This window comes from Stenotrophomonas sp. GD04024 (assembly GCF_029837545.1).
GTDB lineage: Bacteria > Pseudomonadota > Gammaproteobacteria > Xanthomonadales > Xanthomonadaceae > Stenotrophomonas > Stenotrophomonas forensis.
Genome location: NZ_JAOEDV010000014.1, coordinates 44,046 through 61,921, shown reverse-complemented (window position 1 = coordinate 61,921; position 17,876 = coordinate 44,046). Strand labels below are relative to the sequence as shown.

Sequence of the window (17,876 nt, the reverse complement as noted above, 5' to 3'; positions counted from 1 at the left end):
TCAGGCGTCGCCGGTAACGCGCAGGATCTCTTCCAGCGTGGTCACGCCACTGTCGACCCAGCGCTGGCCATCCTCGCGCAGGTTGCGCATGCCGGCACGCCGCGCCGCCTCCCGCAGCGCAGGCTCACCCTGCCCTTCGTGGATCAGGGCGCGCACGCGCTCATCGACCACGAACAGTTCATGGATACCGGTGCGCCCGCGATAGCCGCTGTTCGCGCACGCCGCGCAGCCCACCGCGCGCCACACGGTACGGCCCTCGCCATCCACCTCTGCCCGCCGGCACTGGGTGCACAGGCGCCGCACCAGCCGCTGCGCCAGGACGCCGCGCAGCGAAGAGGCCAGCAGGAACGGCTCCACGCCCATGTCGGCCAAACGGGTCACCGCCGAGATCGCGTCGTTGGTGTGCAGCGAGGCCAGCACGCCATGCCCGGTCAGCGATGACTGTACCGCAATCTGCGCGGTTTCCAGGTCGCGGATTTCGCCGATCATGATCGTATCCGGGTCCTGGCGCAGGATCGCGCGCAGTGCGGTGCCGAAACTCATGCCGATGCGCGCATTGACCTGGATCTGGCCGATACCGGCGAAGTCGTACTCCACCGGGTCTTCCACAGTCAGGATGTTGCTGGTGCTGCTGTCGAGCTGCCCCAGCGCTGCATACAGCGAGGTGGTCTTGCCGCTGCCGGTCGGGCCGGTCACCAGCACGATGCCATGCGGCTGCCGGATCAGCCCGGTGAACGTGGCCAGGGTGTCGTCGGCCATGCCGAGCCGCTGCAGCTGCAGGCGGCCGGCATCCTTTTCCAGCAGGCGCAGCACGGCGCGCTCGCCATGTCCGGTCGGCACCGTGGACACGCGGATGTCCAGCGGCCGGCCGCCGACACGGATCGCGATGCGGCCGTCCTGCGGCAGGCGCTTCTCGGCGATATCCAGGTGCGCCATGATCTTGATGCGCGACACCAGCGCCGCATGCAGTGCACGGCGTGGCTGGACCATGTCACGCAGGGTGCCGTCCACCCGGTAGCGCACCACCGAATGGGTCTCGAACGGTTCGATGTGCAGGTCGCTGGCGCCATCGCGTGCGGCCTGCGCCAGCAGCGCGTTGATCATGCGGATCACCGGCGCGTCGTCCTGCGCGTCCAGCAGATCGGTGACTTCCGGCATGTCCTGCATCAGGCGGTCCAGATCCACTTCACTTTCAGCGGCACCGACCACCGCTGCGGCATCGCCACCGTCGCGATACTGCTCCCCCAGTCGTTGCTGCCAGGCTGCGGCATCCAGTGCCTGGAACGGCAGCGGGCCGTGCCGGCGGCGCAGTTCGGCCACCGCCCAGGCGGCCGTTTCGGCAGTGCCCAGCAGCACCGGCTCACCGCCGGCCTCGGCCAGCATCACGCCGTGGCTGCGCACCCAGGCATACGGCAGCGGCGCGGTCACGCTCACGGGCCGATCACCAGTTCCGGCGTGTAGCCCAGCCCACGCAACTGCTGCAGCGCCGGGTCCAGCCTCGCCGGGTCGCGTGGCAGCCGCACCCGCAGGCGCTGTCCACTCCCGCCCGGCGCGGCCTCGGCATAGGCCTGCAATCCCAGTGCCCGCGCCTGCGCCACGCCCTGGTTGGCGCGTGCCACGTCCAGCCCCTGCGCGAACTGGACCAGCTGCGCATCGCCTTCGCCGGCCGGATACAACGCCGCCAGACTGCTGTTCTGCAACGGCTGGCCCTGGCCATCGCGCGCATTGCCCTGGCCCAGCACGGACAGATCCTGCGGCGGCAGCTGCGGCGCGGAAAGCGCGGGCAGTGCCCAGCTCTGTGCCGGCTGCGCACCGGCCTGCGCGTTGCGCATGTAGTCGTAGCGGTCGCGGGTCAGACGCTGCCCGGCGGCCGGGTCGCGCACCACGTGCGGGCGCAGGAACACCATCAGGTTGGTCTTGGCGCGCTTGCGCGTATCGCTGCGGAACAGCGCCCCCAGCACCGGGATCTTTCCCAAGCCGGGCACCGCATCGCGACCATGGCTCACGCTGTCTTCGAGCAGCCCACCGAGCACCATGATCTGGCCGTCATCCAGCAGCACGCTGGTGTCCAGTGCACGCTTGTTGGTGATGATGCCGGCCGTGCTGGTCGCGCTCTGCGCGTCGATGCTGCTGACTTCCTGGTAGATGTCCAGCTTCACCGTGCCCCCCTCGGAAATCTGTGGACGCACGCGCAGCTTCAGGCCGACGTCCTCGCGCACGATGGTCTGGAACGGGTTGTTGCTGCCGCCCCCGCCGTCGGTCACGTAACGACCGCTGACGAACGGCACGGTTTGGCCGACCATGATGCTGGCCGCCTCGTTGTCCAGGGTCATCAGGTTGGGCGTGGACAGGATGTTGGCACCCCCCCGGCTCTGCAGCGCATTGGCCAGTGCCTTCATGTTGAGGATCTGGCCCACCCCCGGCAGGTTGATGGTGCCGTCGATGACACCGATCTTCAGGCCATCCTTGGGCAGCACGTCCAGAGTGGTGCGCGCGCCGGTGTTCAGCCCGCTGCCACCCGTGGTTCCCCCGAAGTGGGTGCCGCCGAAGGTGCGGCCATTGCCCAGCATCCATTGCACGCCCAGTTCGGCCGCGTCGGTCTGGTTGACCTCCACGATCAGGCTTTCCACCAGCACCTGCGCGCGGCGCTGGTCAAGCTGGTCGATCACCCGCCGCAGGTTGCGGTACACCGGCTCGGGCGCCGAGATCAGCAGTGTGTTGGTCGCCACGTCGGCCTGCACCGAGATGCCGTTCTGGCTGAAGCCGGTACTGCCGGCCTCGATCGGGTCGCGGCGGTTCGGATCAAGCCGCTGTGACTCCAGCGCGTTGCCGCCGGCCTTTGCCTGTTGCGCCTGCGCCTGCGACGGTTGTGACGGCGTGCTGCGGCTGGCATCGCCGGGCAGCGGCGGGATGCCTTCGTTGCTGCCCATCGCCGGTGCATCGCTCTGCCCGGCCACCACGCCGCGCAGCACCCCGGCCAGCTGGTTGGCCTGGGCGTTGCGCAGATACACCACGTGCAGGTTGCCGGACTCGTCCTGGGCCTTGTCCAGCTTCTCCACCAGCTGCCGCGCCAGGCGCGTGCGACCGGAGCTGCTGGAGCGCAGCAGCACGCTGTTGCTGCGCGGATCGGCCATCACGACCACCTTCTGGCTCGGCTCGGCGCCTTGTGCATCCAGCAGCGGCGCCACCATCGCCGCTACGTCGACGGCGATGCCCTGCTGCAGCTTGACCACATCGGTGTCCATGCCAGCCGGCGTATCCACGCTGGCGATCACCCGCGCAATGCGCTCCAGGTTGTCGGCGTAGTCGGTGATCACCAGGGTGTTGTTGCCCGGGTTGGCCGTGATCGGGTTGTCCGGGCTGATCATCGGCCGCAGCACCGCCACCAGTGCAGCCGCGTTCTCGTAGCGCAGCGCGAAGGTCCGCGTGGTCATCTCGCCGCCGGCGCCACCCGCACCAACGCGTCCGCCGAGCAGCTTGGCGTCGGCCTGCGGCACCACCCGGCTCACACCGCCGCTCTCGACCACGGCGAAGCCACGCATGCGCAACGCACCCAGCAGCAGCTGGTAGGCCTGGGTACGGCTGACCGGACCCTCGGAAACCACGGTCATCTTGCCGGTCACCCGCGGATCGACCAGGAACTGGCGGCCGGTGAAGCGCGCTGCCATGCGCAGCACGCCACCGATATCGGTATCCACCAGGTTCAACTGCACCGGTTCATCGCGGGCATCCTGCGCCAGCACCACAGCCGGAACATGCGCCATGCCCACGATCAGGGCCAGCGCGCTGCTGCAGGCAAGACTGCGCATCGCTCTCATGAATGTCCACCCGCAACGGGTGCCATCACGATGTTTCCGGAAATCCGTGCCGCCGGCATGTTCGCATCCCCTGTACGTGTCAGTTGCAGCTGCTGCAGTTCGATGGCCGGATCGGCCAGCACCGGCAGCAGCCAGTTCCACAGCGCGTCGGCGGGCACGGCCTGCACCTGCAGGTGCCAGCGCCCGTCGCGCGCTTCGATATGCAGTCCTTCGGCGAGGCCGGCGGACCTGATGCGTTCGCGCAGCCCGGCCAGCGTCGGGTGGTCATCCCGGGCCTGCTGCTGGCGCTCGCGGGCGCGCAGCAGCGGCGCCAGTGCGGTGGCCTGTGCCTGCAGCCGCGGCAGTTCCGCCTGCCAGTGCGTACGCTGCTTCAGCAGCGGCTCCAGCCAGAACGACCACAGGCCCGCCACCAGCAGCGCACTCATCATCACGCCGAGCATCAACCGGTCGCGAGGCGGCAGGCGCTGCCAGCGCTGCTGCAGGCCTGCCAGGCCCCCACCCCGGCGTAGGGTCGGTGTGGTCACCGGTCGCCCCCGCTCACGCGCAGGCGCCCATCGTTCGCGCGTGCCAGCTCCAGGCCCTGTGCCTGGGCTGCCTGCTGCCACTGCTGCAGCCGTTGTGCGTCGTCGGCCAGCGCCTGCGCATCTGCGTCCAGTTCAAGGTCCAGCTGGCCCGGTTGGTAACGCAGGCCGCGGACCTGGCCGCCCAGTTCCGGAATCGCCTGCAGCGTACTGGCCACCTGCCGCTGCACCGCCGGCAACGACGGCAGCGGCGGCGGTGCGGCCAGCGCACGCCGCGCCTGCAGCACCGGGTTCACCACGTCGGTGATCTCGGGGAAGCGTGCGCTGAACTGCCGCGCCATGTCCTGCTGCAGCGCCTCGCCTTCGCTGCGCCAACGCGAAACCTGCAGCTGCAGGCCCAGTGCCGCCAGCAGCACCGCGGCCAATGCCAGCCCGATCGCCAGCTGCGGCCGCTTCCGGGCTGCACTGGGCAGGGGCAGAGACCACCCGGGCAGCGGTCCACAGGCCTGCAGTTCGTGCGCGACCGCCGTTGCAGGCAGGCTTTCCGGCCATGTGGACGGCACACTGCCGATCCACTGCACGGCCTGTACGCCGGACTGCTGCAGCCGTGCCGCCAGCGCCTGCAGCGCCGCGCCCGCGTCACGCCCGCCGCACCACTGCACGCCGCCCCGGTCGCGCCCGCTGCGCACCAGCAGGTGCTCACCGCAGGCCCGCAGCGTCGCTTCCCCGCTGTTCCACGGCAGCAGCAGCGGCGTCGGATACAGTGCCCGCAGCCGCAGGCCACACGACGCCAGCAGCTGCTGTGCCTGCACCATCGCCTGCTGGCCCAGCCAGGCGACCGGCACGCTGCCGTCATCGGCCTGCGCGCCGTGCGCCAGGGCCACCTCCTGCAGGTCATCCAGCAGCATCGCTTCCACTTCGCCCTGCAATGCAGCCTGCAGCCTGCGTCCGGTCAGTGGCGGCAGCTGCAGCTCCAGCAGGATCAGATCGTGCGGATCGAGGCAGGCCAGTACCTCGGCCTGCGAATGGCGCTGGCCCAGTGCCATCAGCGTCCGGCGGCCATGCGCCTGCACCGCGCCCTTGTGCAACAGCGCCCAATCGACCTCACTGTCGGTGCGCAGGCGTTCCAGCGGTGGCAGGCAGATCCTCAACTGCACGCTCATGCACCGATCCTCGTCCACACGCGTTGCACGCGCACACCGTCATCGCGGTACTCACGCCAGATCAGCGCCCGGAAGTCGACCGCCTGGCCGTCGGCCTGTACCTGGCCGACGGCGAGAAACCACTCACTATGAATGCCAAGGGGCACCAGGGCCATCTGTGCGCTGCTCAGTTGGAGTCGATTGGCAATGTCACCGCGATTGAGCAGCCAGTGGCCGCCGTCACGCTCTCCGAGCAGCGCCTGCAGGCGCCCTCGCTCGACCTCAGGCGTGACCGCCTGCAGCACGCTGAGATCGCAGGTGTTGGCATTGACCAGGGTCTGCGCCGGCAGCACCACGGTGCGCCGCGCCAGTGCCTGCACGGCCACCGGATCCGACCCCGCAAAGGCCTGCTCGATCAATGACTCGCGCGGCAGGGGTGCCTGCGCCTGGATGTCGCCATCGCGCAGGCGCGCTTGTATGTGCTCGGCCGCAGCGGCGCAGGCGCCCTGCCCCAGCCCCTGCCCGGCGCACAGGGCAATGAACGCGTGCCGAGCGTCCGGGTCCGGCCTGCCCTGTGCAAGCAGGTTGCGCAGGTTGAACATCGACTGCGCATCGACCAGTTGCAGCTGTACCGGAAGCGGCACCTGCGATTGCAGCGGCTGCGCCCAGCGCCCGTCGCGCACCGTCGTCACCTGCTCGCGCGCGTCCTCACGCAGCTGCTGTGCCGCGCGCTCCAGCGAGGCGTCCACGGTCATGCGTACCTGCGCGCGCAGCTGGTCGCCGCGCAGCATGCGTAGCTGCGCCGACTGCCGGGTCAGCAGCGCGGTGGCGATCACCGCCACCAGCGCCACCACCAGCATCGCCACGATCACCGCCATGCCACGCTGGCCGGCGCACGACACCGAACGCATCCGGGTTGCCATCGGCGGGCCTCACAGCTGCCAGGAGCCGATGTCCGCATTGCCGGCCTCGCCGCCCGGCTTGCTGTCCGCGCCCAGCGAGAACACATCGATGTCGCCGTGGGTGCCGGGGATCTGGTACTGGTAGGGATGGCCCCACGGGTCGTCCGGCAGGCGATCCAGATAGGGGGTCACCGGCATTGCACCGCCGCCCTGCGGTGGCGTCACCAGTGCCTTCAGCCCCTGCTCGGCGGTGGGGTAGCGTCCATTGTCCAGCTTGAACAGCTTCAATGCCTGCATCAACGCGGCGATATCCTGCCGCGCCGCCACCACACGCGCCTGGTCGGGGCGATCCATCAAGCGTGGCACGATCAACGCAGCGAGGATGCCGATGATCACCACCACCACCATGATCTCGATCAGGCTGAAACCCTGCTGCCGAGCCCAGCGACCACGAACCTGCCTTGCCATTGTTCCGCCCCCGTCATCCTGGAAGAGACCGCTGCGCCATGGTCAGCGGTGCATGTGTCAGTACGATAAACATCCGCCTGCTATTCGCAGTGCCTGCACCTGCTGTGGCATTGCGCGCATTGCAGGCACGCACGCGGCTTCCAGCATTGGTGCAGGCACTTCGCCCAGCGTGTCTTCGATACAGGCACGCAGCAGCGGCTGCGCGCATGCCTGCAGCAGCCGCACGCACTGCATCGGCGACCATGCCGTGCCGTGACCAAGGCCAACGAACAAGCGATAGACCTGGTGGTAGCGCAGGTCATCGAACACCCGCTGCGCGCTGTTCAGATCGCGCAGCACCACCAGCAACGCGGCGCGTTGCAGCGCGCGCGTATCGCCCGCATCAAACGGCAGCAGGTTCATGGCGGTCTCGGGCCAGGGCCGCAACTGCGCATCAAGCACCCTGCGCAGGGCCAACAACGGATGCGCGCTGCTGTCCTGGGCTGCCCAACGCGCAGCATCCGCCCACGCATCGCTGGACAGCACCCATACCCACGAGCGTCCATAGCGTTGCACGTTCATCGGCGCATGCCGTGCCTGCTCCAGCGACTGGCTCAGGTGCCGGTCCAGTTCCAGCATGGTGACACTGCGACTGTCTGCCATCGGCATCACCTGCGCTCTGCGACGCGTGATGCGCCGTACTCAGGGAAGACGTCGGCAGGGCGGATGAAGCGACAGCGCGAATGCCTCTCTGTGCGCTGCGTAGCGCTTCCCCATTGGCGTCATCGCAGCGTCATCCGCCTGCAGGCTTCGCGCTCCAGGCGCGGCGCGTCGCCGCCACAGCGGCGCGCCAGCACGGCCACCTCGCTGCGTTGCGCGAAGGCCGCCAGCGCATCGGTCATCGCCACGTCATCCAGCCATGACGCCATCGCAACACGCAACGGCGAAAGCTGCCAGCCCTCCATCACCCCGTGGCCGCCAGCGACGAACCAGTGCCACAGCCGATGGTGCTGCACCTGGTCGTGCAGCTGCGCCAGCTCATCGATTGCGTACATGCCCATCAGCAGCAGCGCCCTTGCCATCGCCGCGGGCGCCAGCGCACCCGCCTCTGGCAGCGGAAGTACCTGCTGCTGCAGGCGCAGCAGCATCGCCAACGGATGCGATTGCGGATCGAACTCCAGCAGCACCGCCTGCTGCTGCCATTGCGCTTCGGAGACCACGCACACCCACGGTGATCCATAGCGATGCACCATCAACGGTCGTCGTTGCGTGGTTTCCAGCAACGCCGACAGATTGCGACGCAGATCCAGCACACCGATGGTCTCGTTGCGCACCCCAGGCCTCTCCTTGCTTGCAATGGCCCCGCGTGAGGCGCGGGGCCAGCGTCATCATCTAACCAAGGACGGCGATGCCACCCGGAAAGCGACGCAGATCCAGCGACATCGACTGTCGCAGCTGATCAAGGGCCGCGTCCGGATCATCGATGCGGAAGCGGCCGCTGACCGGCGCACGCGCCAACGCCGATTCACCCAGCACGATCCTGCCGCGGCGGTAGCGGTTGATCTCGTCCACCACCTCACGCAGCGGCGCGCGACGGAACACCAGCATGCCTTCGGTCCAGGCGCTTACCTCCGCGGCCACCGCCTCGGCCACCACGCCACTGAGGCGCTCGTCGTAGCGGGTCTGCTGCCCCGCCTGCAACTGCAGGCGGCCCTGCGGGTGCTCGATGCGGGCGCTGCCGTGCAGGCAGGTGACCCGCACCTGGCCGTGGGTGTTGCGCACGTCCAGGCGCACCGCACCTTCGTCGGCGATCACACAGCCTGGCCCGGCAAACAACGCCAGGCGCAGGCCGGCCCGGGTTTCGATCGCGGCCTGGCCCTGCACCAGTTCAAAGCCCTCACCTTCGGCTGCGGCGCGACGGCGCAGGCTGCTCTGCGTATCCAGATCGATCTTCAGCTGCGGCACCGGCGTGATCTGCAGGCGCTCGCCGGTGCCGGTGTGGAAATCGGCGGCCATTGCCGTGACCGGCGGCCACAGGCCCAGCGGCGGGCGGATCGCGGCGACCACCACCAGGCTGGCCGGCGCGGCAATGGCAGCGCCAAGGAAGGCACGCCGGCTCCATCGCTGTGCACGGCCCGGCGCGACGGGCTGGCGTGCCGCGGCGGGCAGCTGTTCGCCCGCCAGCCGCACCTGGTCCCACTGCCGGCGTGCACGGCCGAACGCCTCCCGATGGCGGGGATCGGCGTCGCACCACGCGCGGAACCTGCGCCCATCGGCGGCGGTGGCCTCGCCCGAGGTCAGCCGCACCACCCACGCATGCGCCTGACGCTCGACGGCATCAAGCGGGCGTTGCGGGCGATCGTCAGCGTCCATGGGGGCTCATGCCGGACCCGCACGCTGCGGGGTTCTGCTCGGCGTCAAAGTGTAGACGGATGCCGGCGCTCAGAACCGCACCTGGCGCCCCTGCCCGCTGCGCTCGGCCAGGTAGTCCTGGGCCGCCTTCAGTTCGCGCTGCACCAATCGCAGCGACACGCCCAGGTGCTCGGCCACGTCCCGCTGCTGCAGGCCATCGACGCGGATGGCCAGCAGGATGCGGCGGCGGCGCTCGGGCATGCGCTGCAGCAGGGCGACCATGTCCTGCAACGCGAAGTCCAGTTCCGCGGCCTGCGCCGGGCCCGGCGCCGGATCGGCCAGGTCCATCAGCGCATCCACCTCATCCAGGCTCAGCAACCGATGGTCGGCACGTTGGCGGTCGATCACGGTGTTCATCGCCATGCGCAGCAGGTACGCCGCCGGGTTCTGCACCGCGTCCAGCCGATCGCGGCGGGCGCTCAGGCGCATCCAGGTATCCTGCAGCGCGTCGCCTGCCAGCTCCTCCGAGCCCAGCTTGCGCACCAGGCGCCGCTTCAGCTCGTCGTAGGCCCCCAGAAGGTGGTCCATCAGGTCAACTGCCCCAGCCGTACCGTTGCTCATGTTCGAATCCTTGAAGTCATGGAAGGGGCGAGCGCCGGCCACAGTCGTGGTCGATGCCGGAAGGTCGGATCTGCAGCGTCACCGGCTGCGGCAGCGCGGCGGCATCGGGCGCCAGCACCAGCTGCGCCAGCGCCTGCAGCAGGCGCGCGTCGCGGCCTGCATTGCCGGTGCCGGATACCAGCTCGGGCGCGTGCACCTGGCCGTCGCTGTCTATGCGGAAGCGCAGCGTTGCTGCATAGCGGCCCGGCGCGATGCCCGGGTCGTCACAGAACGCCTCGCGCAGGCGCTGCTGCACGTCGCCATAGCGACGGCGCCGCTCGGCGTCGGCAGGTTCGCTGCCGCTCGTCATTTCATTCACGGATGGCGCGCCCCGGCGCAGCACCACACGCTGCTCGCCGATCACCTCGGCCTCGATGCCGGTGTCCTGCAGCAACGCCTGCAGCGCAGGCAGCGGCGGCAGGCTGGCACGCAATGCATGGCTGCTGCGCCCGGCGGCAAGGTCACCCGGGTACATCACCGACCACCCGCTGATGACACTGAAGCGCTCGACGGCCAGCTCCAGCGGCTGCGCCGGGATGTCGTAGGCATGAACACCGTCCTGTGCAGCGGCCTCGAAGGACAACAGCAGCCACGCGGCGATGGCCACCCTCCAAGTTCTGACCGCATGGTGTCCATTCAGCCCCCTGACGTAGAACACATGACCCTCGGCAGCGACAGCAGCTGCAGTGCACGCGCGGCACGACCGGAACCCCGGCCCGCGCGACCAGCAAGCGGGTTCAAACCGTACCGGCACCACATGTCATTGCGATGACCAGCGCCCACGGCCGGGGGCGAGCCCGGCCGCGCGGAGCCCGCTGTGAAGCAACGGGGTCCGACCCCGTTCCGACCAAAGCGTGTCGACCAAGGTCGACACCCACCAAGAGCAGCTGAGGTCGACACTTGCCAAGAGCAGCTGAGGTCGAGACTTGCCAAGAGCAGCTCGTGCCGTTCCGGCACCTCGCGGGGAACTGTCGAAGGCGGGGTGGGTCCGGTTGCAGGGGTGTCCGCGGCATGGATGCCGCGGCCAAGCCCCCAAGGACGGGTTCACGGCGTCCCCTGCAACCGGACCCACCCCGCCAACACACGGAATGCCCGCTGCTGTTGCTGTTGCTGCTGGGGTTGCCGGCCAGCGGCCGGCACGACCGCGGGTGCCGGGTGCAACCCGGCCAGCCCCCAGCCCTCAAAGCGGCAGGCGGGTGGTCTGCTTGATCCGCTGCATCGGAATCTCGGTCTTGGTGTTCTGCACCCCGGCAATCCGGTTCAGGTGCTGCATCTGGAATTGCCGATAGGCATCAAGGTCGGCCACCGCCACCCGCAGCAGGAAGTCGCAGTCACCGGCCATCAGATGGCATTCAAGCACTTCAGGGAAAGACTTGATGCTGTTGATGAAGTGATTGGTGGTGTCCTCGTCCTGCCCGCGCAGCCACACCCGCACGAATACGGTGAACCCCCGCCCGACCTTGGCCTCGTTCAGCAGCGCCACGTAGCGGTCGATGTAACCGCCTTCCTCCAGCAGCCGCACCCGGCGCAGGCAGGCCGACGGCGAGAGGCCCACCTGACGGGCCAGCTCCAGGTTCTGCAGGCGTCCGTCCCCTTGCAGGGCGTCGAGGATGCGCCGATCAAGATTGTCGAGCTGGTACTGCATGAAATTCCACCCGTTTCGGCTATGGCCGCAGGAAATTCCAATCTTCCTTAATTCAATGGCATCAACGCAACCCGATTTCGTGATTGGACCGCTAGGATGGGCCACCCCACCCAGTTGTGTCGTTCCATGGACGCCCGTACCACCCTCCCCCTGCCTGACGCCACCTGCGACACCGCACCGCGTGCCGAATTCCTGCGCGGCCTGCGCGCCGCCGTGCCGGTGATGATCGGCTTCATTCCCTTCGCCCTGGTGCTCGGCGCCCAGGCCGCACAGAAGGGCCTGACCGCCCTTGAAGTACCACTGATGACCGGCCTCAACTTTGCCGGCGGCTCGGAATTCGCCGCGGTCGAGCTGTGGACCTCGCCGCCGCATATCGCGCTGATCGTGGCGATCACCGCGCTGGTCAACAGCCGCCACCTGCTGATGGGTGCCAGCCTGGCACCGCTGTTGCAGCACCTTCCGCGCCGCCGGGTGCTGCCCGCGCTGTTCTTCATGTGCGACGAGAGCTGGGCGATGGGCGTGGCCGACGCACGCCGCCGCGCCCTCGGCTTCAGCCTGGCCTACTACCTGGGCGTCTCGGCCGGCCTGTACACGGTCTGGGTGGCCTGCACCGCGCTGGGCGCGATCGTCGGCCCGATGCTGGGCGACATCCACGCCTACGGCTTCGACATGGCGTTCCCCGCCGTGTTCCTGGTGCTGCTGCGGGGCATGTGGCAAGGCATGAAGGCCGCGCGGCCCTGGCTGGTGAGCCTGGTGGTGGCCGCCACCACCTACCTGCTGGTGCCAGGTGCCTGGTACGTCGCCAGTGGTGCGCTGGCCGGTCTGGCGGCGGCCTGGCTGCTGGCGGAGGACGCGCCATGATCTTCAATGGCTTGATCCACTGGACCTCGGTGCTGACCATCGTGCTGATGGCCGCGGCCACCTACCTGACCCGCATCGTCGGCTTTCTCGCACTGCGCAACCGCACCTTGAGCAAGCGCGCGGTGACGGTGATGGAAGCCGCACCCGGCTGCGTGCTGATCTCGGTGATCGCGCCGGACTTCGTTGCCGACAAGCCGGCCGATCTGGCCGCGCTTGCAATCACCCTGCTGGCCGCCACGCGCCTGTCGATGCTGCCGACGGTCCTGATCGGCGTGGTCTCGGCGGGTGTACTGCGCTACCTGATGGGCTGACGCGCCCGCCCTTCCTGGGTAGAGCCGAGCCCTTGCTCGGCTTCACAGGAAACTCCCTGCGACACCCGGTCGCAGCCGATCCCGTCCGTCACTTGACCAATATCAAATCGCCCGCCGCCGCGCGGGCGTATTCCTATGCAGGACCCGAATACGCCGGTGTTTCCGGCATCCACAAGGACCCTGCGATGAGCTACACCCCCGACAACGCCCAGCTCCTCAACGCCCTGCAGAACGTCATGGTGATCTCCACCACCGACCTGCAGGGCAACATCACCTACGCCAACGACCTGTTCTGCACGCTTACCGGCTTCGCCCGCGAAGAACTGATCGGCCAGCCGCACAGCATCGTGCGCCACCCCGACGTGCCCAAGGCGGTCTACAAGGACATGTGGGACACGATCAAGGCCGGCAAGACCTGGACCGGCATCGTGCCGAACCTGGGCAAGGGCGGCGTGCTCTACGTGGTCGACACCACCGTGCAGCCGCTGTTCGACGCCGAAGGCAACATCACCTCGTACATCAGCATCCGCCGCGTGGTGAATGATCTGATGCAGAACTACGACCTGGTCGAGTTCAGCAAGGAAAAGTTCGACGACTTCTACGAGGCCGCGTGAACGCCCTCCCCACCAGCACCGCCATCAGCCGTCTGCTGGTGGGCTTCGCGTCCGAGTCGGGCAATGCCCGCGCCCTGGCCCAGCGCCTGGGCGCGGACCTGCAGCCACACGCGCCGCAGGTACTGGCGTTCAACGACATCGACGTCGCCAGCCTTGGCCACGGCGATGTGCTGCTGGCGATTTCCAGCTCGTTCGGTGACGGAGAACCGCCGGCCAACGGCGAGCAGTTCTTCGAAACACTGCGCCAGACCCCGACGCTGAGCGGCCTGCGCTATGCGGTATTCGGGCTTGGCGATACCGGCTACCCGCGCTTCTGTGGCTTCACCAAGGCGCTGGATGCCGCGCTGAGCGAGCGCCAGGCGCAACCGCTGTTGCACCGCGTGGATGCCGATCTCGGCTACGAGCAGTTCTTCCAGCAATGGCAGCCGGTACTCGGCCAGGTGCTGGACGGAAACCCCGCCGCCGGCCAGGACCTGCGCCTGCAGGTGACCGCCTATGGCGAAGACAACGCCTTTGCCGCGCGCATCGTTGAACGCCGCCGCTTGAACAGCAGCGATCCCGCCGCCTGGCACCTGCAGCTGGACATTGCCGGCAGCGGCATGGCCTACCGGGCTGGTGACACCCTGCACGTGGTGCCGGAGAACGACCCGACCCTGCTGCAGGCATTGGCCGCTTGGTACGGCGACAGCAACGCTGTGGCCACCCTGCACGACCGCGAACTGCGCCTGCTGGGCAAGAGCGTGCTGCGCGAACTGGCGCGGCTGGGCGGCAGCGAAACCTTGAAGGGCCTGCTGAAGGTCAGCCAGAAGCGTGAACTGGAGGCGTACCTGCACGGCCTGGACCTGCTGGATGTGCTGCAGGATCACGCCACCCCGGACAGTGTTCCGCTGGCGCGCCTGCGCGAGCTGCTGTCGCCACGCCTGCCGCGTGCCTATTCGATTGCCTCGCACCCCTGCAATGACCAGCTCAGCCTGTGCGTGCGCGAGGTGCGCTACACCCTGCGCGGCCGCGAGCGCTTTGGCACCGCCACCGGCAGCCTGCTGCATGGCGGCGACCACGCCCGTGTGTACTGCCGCTCCAATCCGGGCTTCCATCTGCCCGATAGCGGGCAAGCACCGCTGTTGCTGGTCGGCACCGGCACCGGCATCGCGCCGTTGATGGGCCTGTTGCAGGAGCTGCAGGCGACCGCCTGCGAACGTGAAGTTCACCTGGTGTTCGGAGAGAAGCATCGCGAACACGATTACCTCTACCGCGAGCAGCTGCAGGACTGGCACGCGCGCGGCGCGCTGGCTGGCCTGCATACCGCGTTCTCACGCGATGGGGCCGACAAGGTCTATGTGCAGCATGTGCTGCAGCAGCGCGCCAGCGAAGTGCGCGATGTGCTGGCCCGTGGCGGCCACCTGTACCTGTGCGGTAACAAGCGCCACCTGGAAGGCGCGGTGCGCGACGCCATCGATGCCATCGCTGGCGAAGGGCACTGGGACGCACTGCGCGGCGAAGGCCGCACGCACTGCGAACTGTATTGATCCGTCCGTCGGGTAGCGCCGGCCGCTGGCCGGCTGCTCCAGATTTCGTGGTTGCCGGCCAGCGGCCGGCACTACCATCAGAGGTGACCAACCATCGCCTGTGCATCACGGTAGCGGCGGCCGCTGGCCGGCTGCGCCGGATTCCGTGGTTGCCGGCCAGCGCCCGGCACTACCATCACGGGTCAACTGCCGACGATGCGGCCGTCCACCACGCGGGCCACCTGCTGGCCGAACACGGCCACGTCCTGCGGGTCGTGGCTGATCAGCAGCAACGGGATGCCGGTCTTGTCCAGCACCGTTTCCAGTTCCTGGCGCAGATGCTGGCGCAGGTCGTGGTCCAGCGCGGAAAACGGTTCGTCCAGCAGCAGTGCCTGCGGCTGGGTCACCAGGGCGCGCGCCAGGGCGGTGCGCTGGCGCTGGCCGCCGGATATCTGCGACGGCAGCAGATCACCCACCGTGTCGATGCGGAAGGCGTGCAGCCACTGCTCCACCGGCTCGAAGCGCTGGCTGCTGCGTGGATTCAACCAGCCCTTCTGCAGCCCGAACGCCACGTTCTGGCGCACGCTCAGGTGCGGGAACAGCGCATAGTCCTGGAACACGTAGCCCAGCCGGCGACGCTGCGGCGGCAGGTCCACGCCGGTTGCCGCATCGAACAGGGTCTGTCCCTGCAGGCGCACATGGCCCTGGCCGGGCCGCAGCAGCCCGGCCACCGCCTTCAATGTCAGGCTCTTGCCCGCGCCCGAGGGCCCGAACAGCACCACCTGCCGCTGCGTGCACTGCAGCGACACGTCCAACACGAAATCCTGTCCGGCCGCCTGCAGGCGCCGTTGCACCTGCAGGTCAAGCCACATCACGCAGCTCCCGACGGCGCCCACCGACCAGCCGCGCGGCCAGCAGCAGGATCACGATGCACACCACCGAGGTCAGGATCACCAGCGCATTGGCCTTGCCATCCTGCCCGGCCTGTACCGCTTCGTAGATGGCGATCGACAGCGTCTGCGTGCGGCCCGGAATGCTGCCGGCCACCATCAGCGTTGCGCCGAACTCGCCCATCGCGCGCGCGAAGGCCAGCAGCAGGCCGGCAAGAATGCCGCGCCAGGCCAACGGCAGCGTGACCCGGAAGAACACCGCCGCTTCGGACACGCCGAGCGTGCGCGCGGCCTGCTCCAGCTGCCCGTCAACACCCTCGAACGCCGCGCGTGCCGGCTTGAACACCAGCGGCAGCGAGGCCACCGCTGCCGCGATCACCGCGGCCTGCCAGGTGAACACCAGGTTGATGCCGAACCAAGACTGCAGCCACGCGCCGATCGGGCCATTGCGTCCGATCAGCACCAGCAGGTAGTAGCCCAGTACCGTCGGTGGCAGCACCATCGGCAGGGTCAGCAGTGAATCCAGCAGCTCACGGCCCGGAAAGCGCCGTCGCGCCAGCAACGCGCCCAGCGCCACGCCCAGCACCAGATTGATCGCGGTGGCCCAACCGGCCACCTTCAGCGACAACCCCAGTGCGCTCCAGTCGAGATCCATGCCTCAGGGCTTGCCGAACCCGTGCTTGGCCAGGATCGCCTGGCCCTGCGCCGAACGCACGAACGCCGTGAAGCGCTTGGCCTCGACCGGCTGCGCACTGGCCTTGGTCACCGCCAGCGGATAGGCGATGCGCCCCGACACCGGCACTGCGAAGGCCCGGCGCACCCGGTCCGGCATCGCCTGCGCATCGGTGGCATAGACGAAACCAGCGTCCACTTCACCGCGCGCCACGTAATCCAGCGACTGGCGCACGTTCTGCGTGGTGATGGTCTTGCCCTGCACCGACGGCCACAGGCCCGCCGCTTCCAGCGCGCCCTTGGCATAGCGGCCGACCGGCACACTGTCCGGGTTGCCCAGCGCAATGCGCTGCACGCCGGTACCGGCCAGGTCCTTCAAACTGCGCGGCGCGGTCGTGGCCTGCGGCGGCAACACCACCCACAGCGCGTTCACGGCGAACACCTCGCGCGTGCCGGCCGCCAGCAGGTCCTGCTGCTGGGCCTGGTCCATGGTGGTTTCATCGGCCGACGCAAACACGTCCACCGGCGCGCCGCGGCTGATCTGCTGCAGCAGCACGCCCGAGGCGGCGAAGTTGAAATCGACCTTGGTTCCCGGGTGTGCCTTCTCGTAGGCGGCGCCCAGTTCACGGAAGCTCTCGGTCAGGCTTGATGCCGCCGACACCGTCAGGTCGGCCGCCCAGGCCGGCACCGTGGCCAGCAGTCCCAGCAACAACAGTCCCGCTCGTTTCATCGTCGGCTCCCGGCCAGGTTCAGTTCGGATCGGATTCGTCAGCCACCGCCAGCGCCGCCAGGCGCTCGGGCTGCAACAGCAGGATCTCGCGCTGCTTCACCGCGATGATCCCATCATCGCTCAGGCGGCGCAGCACGCGGCTGGCGGTTTCCGGCGCCATCCGCAGGTAGTTGGCGATCTCGGTCCGCGCCATGGTCAGGTTGAAGCGCGTGGCGGAGAAGCCGCGCCGTGCATAACGTTCGGACATGTCCAGCAGGAACGCGGCCATGCGCTCCTCGGTGCGGTGGTTGGCCGCCAGCGTGGCGACCTTGCCGATCTCCGCACTGAGCAGGCTGAACAGCTTGGCCTGCAGCCCAGGCATGCGCGTGGCCAGCAGGCTCAACTTGGGGAACGAGATGCGGCACAGGTGCACGGTATCCAGCGCCACCGCATTGCAGGGGAAGCGTGAACCATGGATCGCGTTCAGGCCGATCACCTCGCCTGGCAGGCTGAAGCCCAGCACCTGTTCATTGCCCTGGCTGTCGTCGACGAAGGTCTTGACCATGCCCGCGCGCACCGCCGCGATCGAATCGAACGATTCGCCGGCACGGAAGATGTAGTCGCCGGCATGGAACGGACCGACATGGTCGACCAGCACATGCAGGTCGCCCAGTGCGGTCTTGTCATACCCCTGCGACATGCAGGCATCGGAGAACGCGCAGGTGCTGCAGAAATGCAGTGCGTCGCCGTCGTCGGCGGCCGCGGGATTCGGTGTCGCCTGGCGAAGGCGGCCGTGCGAGGGCGGATTCGGAGACATCGAGGCAAGA

General features: G+C 68.6%; 20 protein-coding genes. 4 read left to right on the top strand and 16 right to left on the bottom strand.

The features are described from left to right. The 12 genes from gspE to N7590_RS06975 form a co-directional block, all read right to left on the bottom strand. Positions 1–1,434, bottom strand: a complete 1,434-nt coding sequence (gene gspE, locus N7590_RS07030; protein ID WP_080375934.1) for a type II secretion system ATPase GspE — start codon at positions 1,432–1,434, stop codon at positions 1–3. Continuing rightward, entirely contained in the window at positions 1,431–3,818 is a 2,388-nt protein-coding gene (gspD, locus tag N7590_RS07025; protein ID WP_164241161.1) for a type II secretion system secretin GspD, read from the bottom strand. The genes gspE and gspD overlap by 4 nt, the downstream gene beginning before the upstream one ends. After that, positions 3,815–4,342 (bottom strand): type II secretion system protein GspM, encoded by a 528-nt coding sequence (gene gspM / locus N7590_RS07020; RefSeq protein ID WP_164241162.1) that lies wholly within the window; start codon positions 4,340–4,342, stop codon positions 3,815–3,817. Before gspM ends, gspD begins: the two co-directional genes overlap by 4 nt. Then, the gene (gspL, locus tag N7590_RS07015) at positions 4,339–5,502 is read right to left on the bottom strand and encodes a type II secretion system protein GspL (protein WP_164241163.1); all 1,164 of its coding nucleotides are present in this window, start codon (positions 5,500–5,502) and stop codon (positions 4,339–4,341) included. The genes gspM and gspL overlap by 4 nt, the downstream gene beginning before the upstream one ends. After that, positions 5,499–6,404 carry a type II secretion system minor pseudopilin GspK gene (gene gspK, locus N7590_RS07010; RefSeq protein ID WP_164241164.1) on the bottom strand — a complete coding sequence of 302 codons (906 nt, stop codon included), beginning with the start codon at positions 6,402–6,404 and terminating at the stop codon, positions 5,499–5,501. The genes gspL and gspK overlap by 4 nt, the downstream gene beginning before the upstream one ends. Before the next feature lie 9 nt (positions 6,405–6,413). After that, positions 6,414–6,851 carry a type II secretion system major pseudopilin GspG gene (gene gspG, locus N7590_RS07005; RefSeq protein WP_164241165.1) on the bottom strand — a complete coding sequence of 146 codons (438 nt, stop codon included), beginning with the start codon at positions 6,849–6,851 and terminating at the stop codon, positions 6,414–6,416. Positions 6,852–6,908: 57 nt separating this feature from the next. After that, positions 6,909–7,493: a hypothetical protein gene (locus N7590_RS07000; RefSeq protein ID WP_239544197.1), complete on the bottom strand. Its 585-nt coding sequence runs from the start codon at positions 7,491–7,493 to the stop codon at positions 6,909–6,911. A gap of 119 nt (positions 7,494–7,612) precedes the next feature. Beyond that, a complete protein-coding gene (locus tag N7590_RS06995) occupies positions 7,613–8,164 on the bottom strand; it encodes a hypothetical protein (RefSeq protein ID WP_164241166.1) in 552 nt (183 codons plus the stop codon). A 58-nt stretch (positions 8,165–8,222) separates the two neighbouring features. Next, entirely contained in the window at positions 8,223–9,203 is a 981-nt protein-coding gene (locus tag N7590_RS06990; protein ID WP_164241167.1) for a DUF4880 domain-containing protein, read from the bottom strand. A gap of 69 nt (positions 9,204–9,272) precedes the next feature. Then, a complete protein-coding gene (locus N7590_RS06985) occupies positions 9,273–9,803 on the bottom strand; it encodes a sigma-70 family RNA polymerase sigma factor (protein WP_006449274.1) in 531 nt (176 codons plus the stop codon). 16 nt (positions 9,804–9,819) lie between these two features. After that, entirely contained in the window at positions 9,820–10,500 is a 681-nt protein-coding gene (locus tag N7590_RS06980) for a TonB C-terminal domain-containing protein (RefSeq protein ID WP_164241168.1), read from the bottom strand. Between the two features lie 522 nt (positions 10,501–11,022). Then, positions 11,023–11,487, bottom strand: coding sequence for an Lrp/AsnC family transcriptional regulator (locus N7590_RS06975; RefSeq protein WP_008265929.1), 465 nt, complete (start codon positions 11,485–11,487; stop codon positions 11,023–11,025). A 126-nt stretch (positions 11,488–11,613) separates the two neighbouring features. On the opposite strand from N7590_RS06975, the gene N7590_RS06970 reads away from it, so the two are divergent. The 4 genes from N7590_RS06970 (at position 11,614) to N7590_RS06955 (ending at position 14,799) form a co-directional block, all read left to right on the top strand. Then, the gene (locus N7590_RS06970; RefSeq protein WP_164087383.1) at positions 11,614–12,348 is read left to right on the top strand and encodes an AzlC family ABC transporter permease; all 735 of its coding nucleotides are present in this window, start codon (positions 11,614–11,616) and stop codon (positions 12,346–12,348) included. Beyond that, a complete protein-coding gene (locus N7590_RS06965; protein WP_005409898.1) occupies positions 12,345–12,659 on the top strand; it encodes an AzlD family protein in 315 nt (104 codons plus the stop codon). Before N7590_RS06970 ends, N7590_RS06965 begins: the two co-directional genes overlap by 4 nt. A gap of 185 nt (positions 12,660–12,844) precedes the next feature. Further along, positions 12,845–13,273, top strand: a complete 429-nt coding sequence (locus tag N7590_RS06960; RefSeq protein WP_053512135.1) for a PAS sensor domain-containing protein — start codon at positions 12,845–12,847, stop codon at positions 13,271–13,273. Continuing rightward, positions 13,270–14,799, top strand: coding sequence for a sulfite reductase flavoprotein subunit alpha (locus N7590_RS06955; protein ID WP_164241169.1), 1,530 nt, complete (start codon positions 13,270–13,272; stop codon positions 14,797–14,799). Before N7590_RS06960 ends, N7590_RS06955 begins: the two co-directional genes overlap by 4 nt. Before the next feature lie 182 nt (positions 14,800–14,981). Here N7590_RS06955 and N7590_RS06950 read toward each other — a convergent pair whose 3' ends face one another. The 4 genes from N7590_RS06950 to N7590_RS06935 are packed head-to-tail and all read right to left on the bottom strand — an operon-like array spanning position 14,982 to position 17,866. Beyond that, positions 14,982–15,650, bottom strand: a complete 669-nt coding sequence (locus N7590_RS06950; protein WP_164241170.1) for an ATP-binding cassette domain-containing protein — start codon at positions 15,648–15,650, stop codon at positions 14,982–14,984. Beyond that, a complete protein-coding gene (modB, locus tag N7590_RS06945) occupies positions 15,640–16,323 on the bottom strand; it encodes a molybdate ABC transporter permease subunit (protein WP_006449309.1) in 684 nt (227 codons plus the stop codon). The genes N7590_RS06950 and modB overlap by 11 nt, the downstream gene beginning before the upstream one ends. A gap of 3 nt (positions 16,324–16,326) precedes the next feature. Continuing rightward, positions 16,327–17,070, bottom strand: a complete 744-nt coding sequence (gene modA, locus N7590_RS06940) for a molybdate ABC transporter substrate-binding protein (RefSeq protein ID WP_164241171.1) — start codon at positions 17,068–17,070, stop codon at positions 16,327–16,329. Between the two features lie 19 nt (positions 17,071–17,089). Continuing rightward, positions 17,090–17,866 (bottom strand): helix-turn-helix domain-containing protein, encoded by a 777-nt coding sequence (locus N7590_RS06935; protein ID WP_008265167.1) that lies wholly within the window; start codon positions 17,864–17,866, stop codon positions 17,090–17,092. Positions 17,867–17,876: the final 10 nt, after the last annotated feature.

Coding starts and splice junctions, on each gene's coding strand:
- gspD (WP_164241161.1), bottom strand. CDS start 3,818: ATGAGAGCGATGCGCAGTCTTGCCTGCAGCAGCGCGCTGGCCCTGATC.
- gspL (WP_164241163.1), bottom strand. CDS start 5,502: ATGAGCGTGCAGTTGAGGATCTGCCTGCCACCGCTGGAACGCCTGCGC.
- gspK (WP_164241164.1), bottom strand. CDS start 6,404: ATGGCAACCCGGATGCGTTCGGTGTCGTGCGCCGGCCAGCGTGGCATG.
- gspG (WP_164241165.1), bottom strand. CDS start 6,851: ATGGCAAGGCAGGTTCGTGGTCGCTGGGCTCGGCAGCAGGGTTTCAGC.
- N7590_RS07000 (WP_239544197.1), bottom strand. CDS start 7,493: ATGGCAGACAGTCGCAGTGTCACCATGCTGGAACTGGACCGGCACCTG.
- N7590_RS06990 (WP_164241167.1), bottom strand. CDS start 9,203: ATGGACGCTGACGATCGCCCGCAACGCCCGCTTGATGCCGTCGAGCGT.
- N7590_RS06985 (WP_006449274.1), bottom strand. CDS start 9,803: ATGAGCAACGGTACGGCTGGGGCAGTTGACCTGATGGACCACCTTCTG.
- N7590_RS06975 (WP_008265929.1), bottom strand. CDS start 11,487: ATGCAGTACCAGCTCGACAATCTTGATCGGCGCATCCTCGACGCCCTG.
- N7590_RS06970 (WP_164087383.1), top strand. CDS start 11,614: ATGGACGCCCGTACCACCCTCCCCCTGCCTGACGCCACCTGCGACACC.
- N7590_RS06965 (WP_005409898.1), top strand. CDS start 12,345: ATGATCTTCAATGGCTTGATCCACTGGACCTCGGTGCTGACCATCGTG.
- N7590_RS06960 (WP_053512135.1), top strand. CDS start 12,845: ATGAGCTACACCCCCGACAACGCCCAGCTCCTCAACGCCCTGCAGAAC.
- N7590_RS06950 (WP_164241170.1), bottom strand. CDS start 15,650: ATGTGGCTTGACCTGCAGGTGCAACGGCGCCTGCAGGCGGCCGGACAG.
- modB (WP_006449309.1), bottom strand. CDS start 16,323: ATGGATCTCGACTGGAGCGCACTGGGGTTGTCGCTGAAGGTGGCCGGT.
- modA (WP_164241171.1), bottom strand. CDS start 17,070: ATGAAACGAGCGGGACTGTTGTTGCTGGGACTGCTGGCCACGGTGCCG.
- N7590_RS06935 (WP_008265167.1), bottom strand. CDS start 17,866: ATGTCTCCGAATCCGCCCTCGCACGGCCGCCTTCGCCAGGCGACACCG.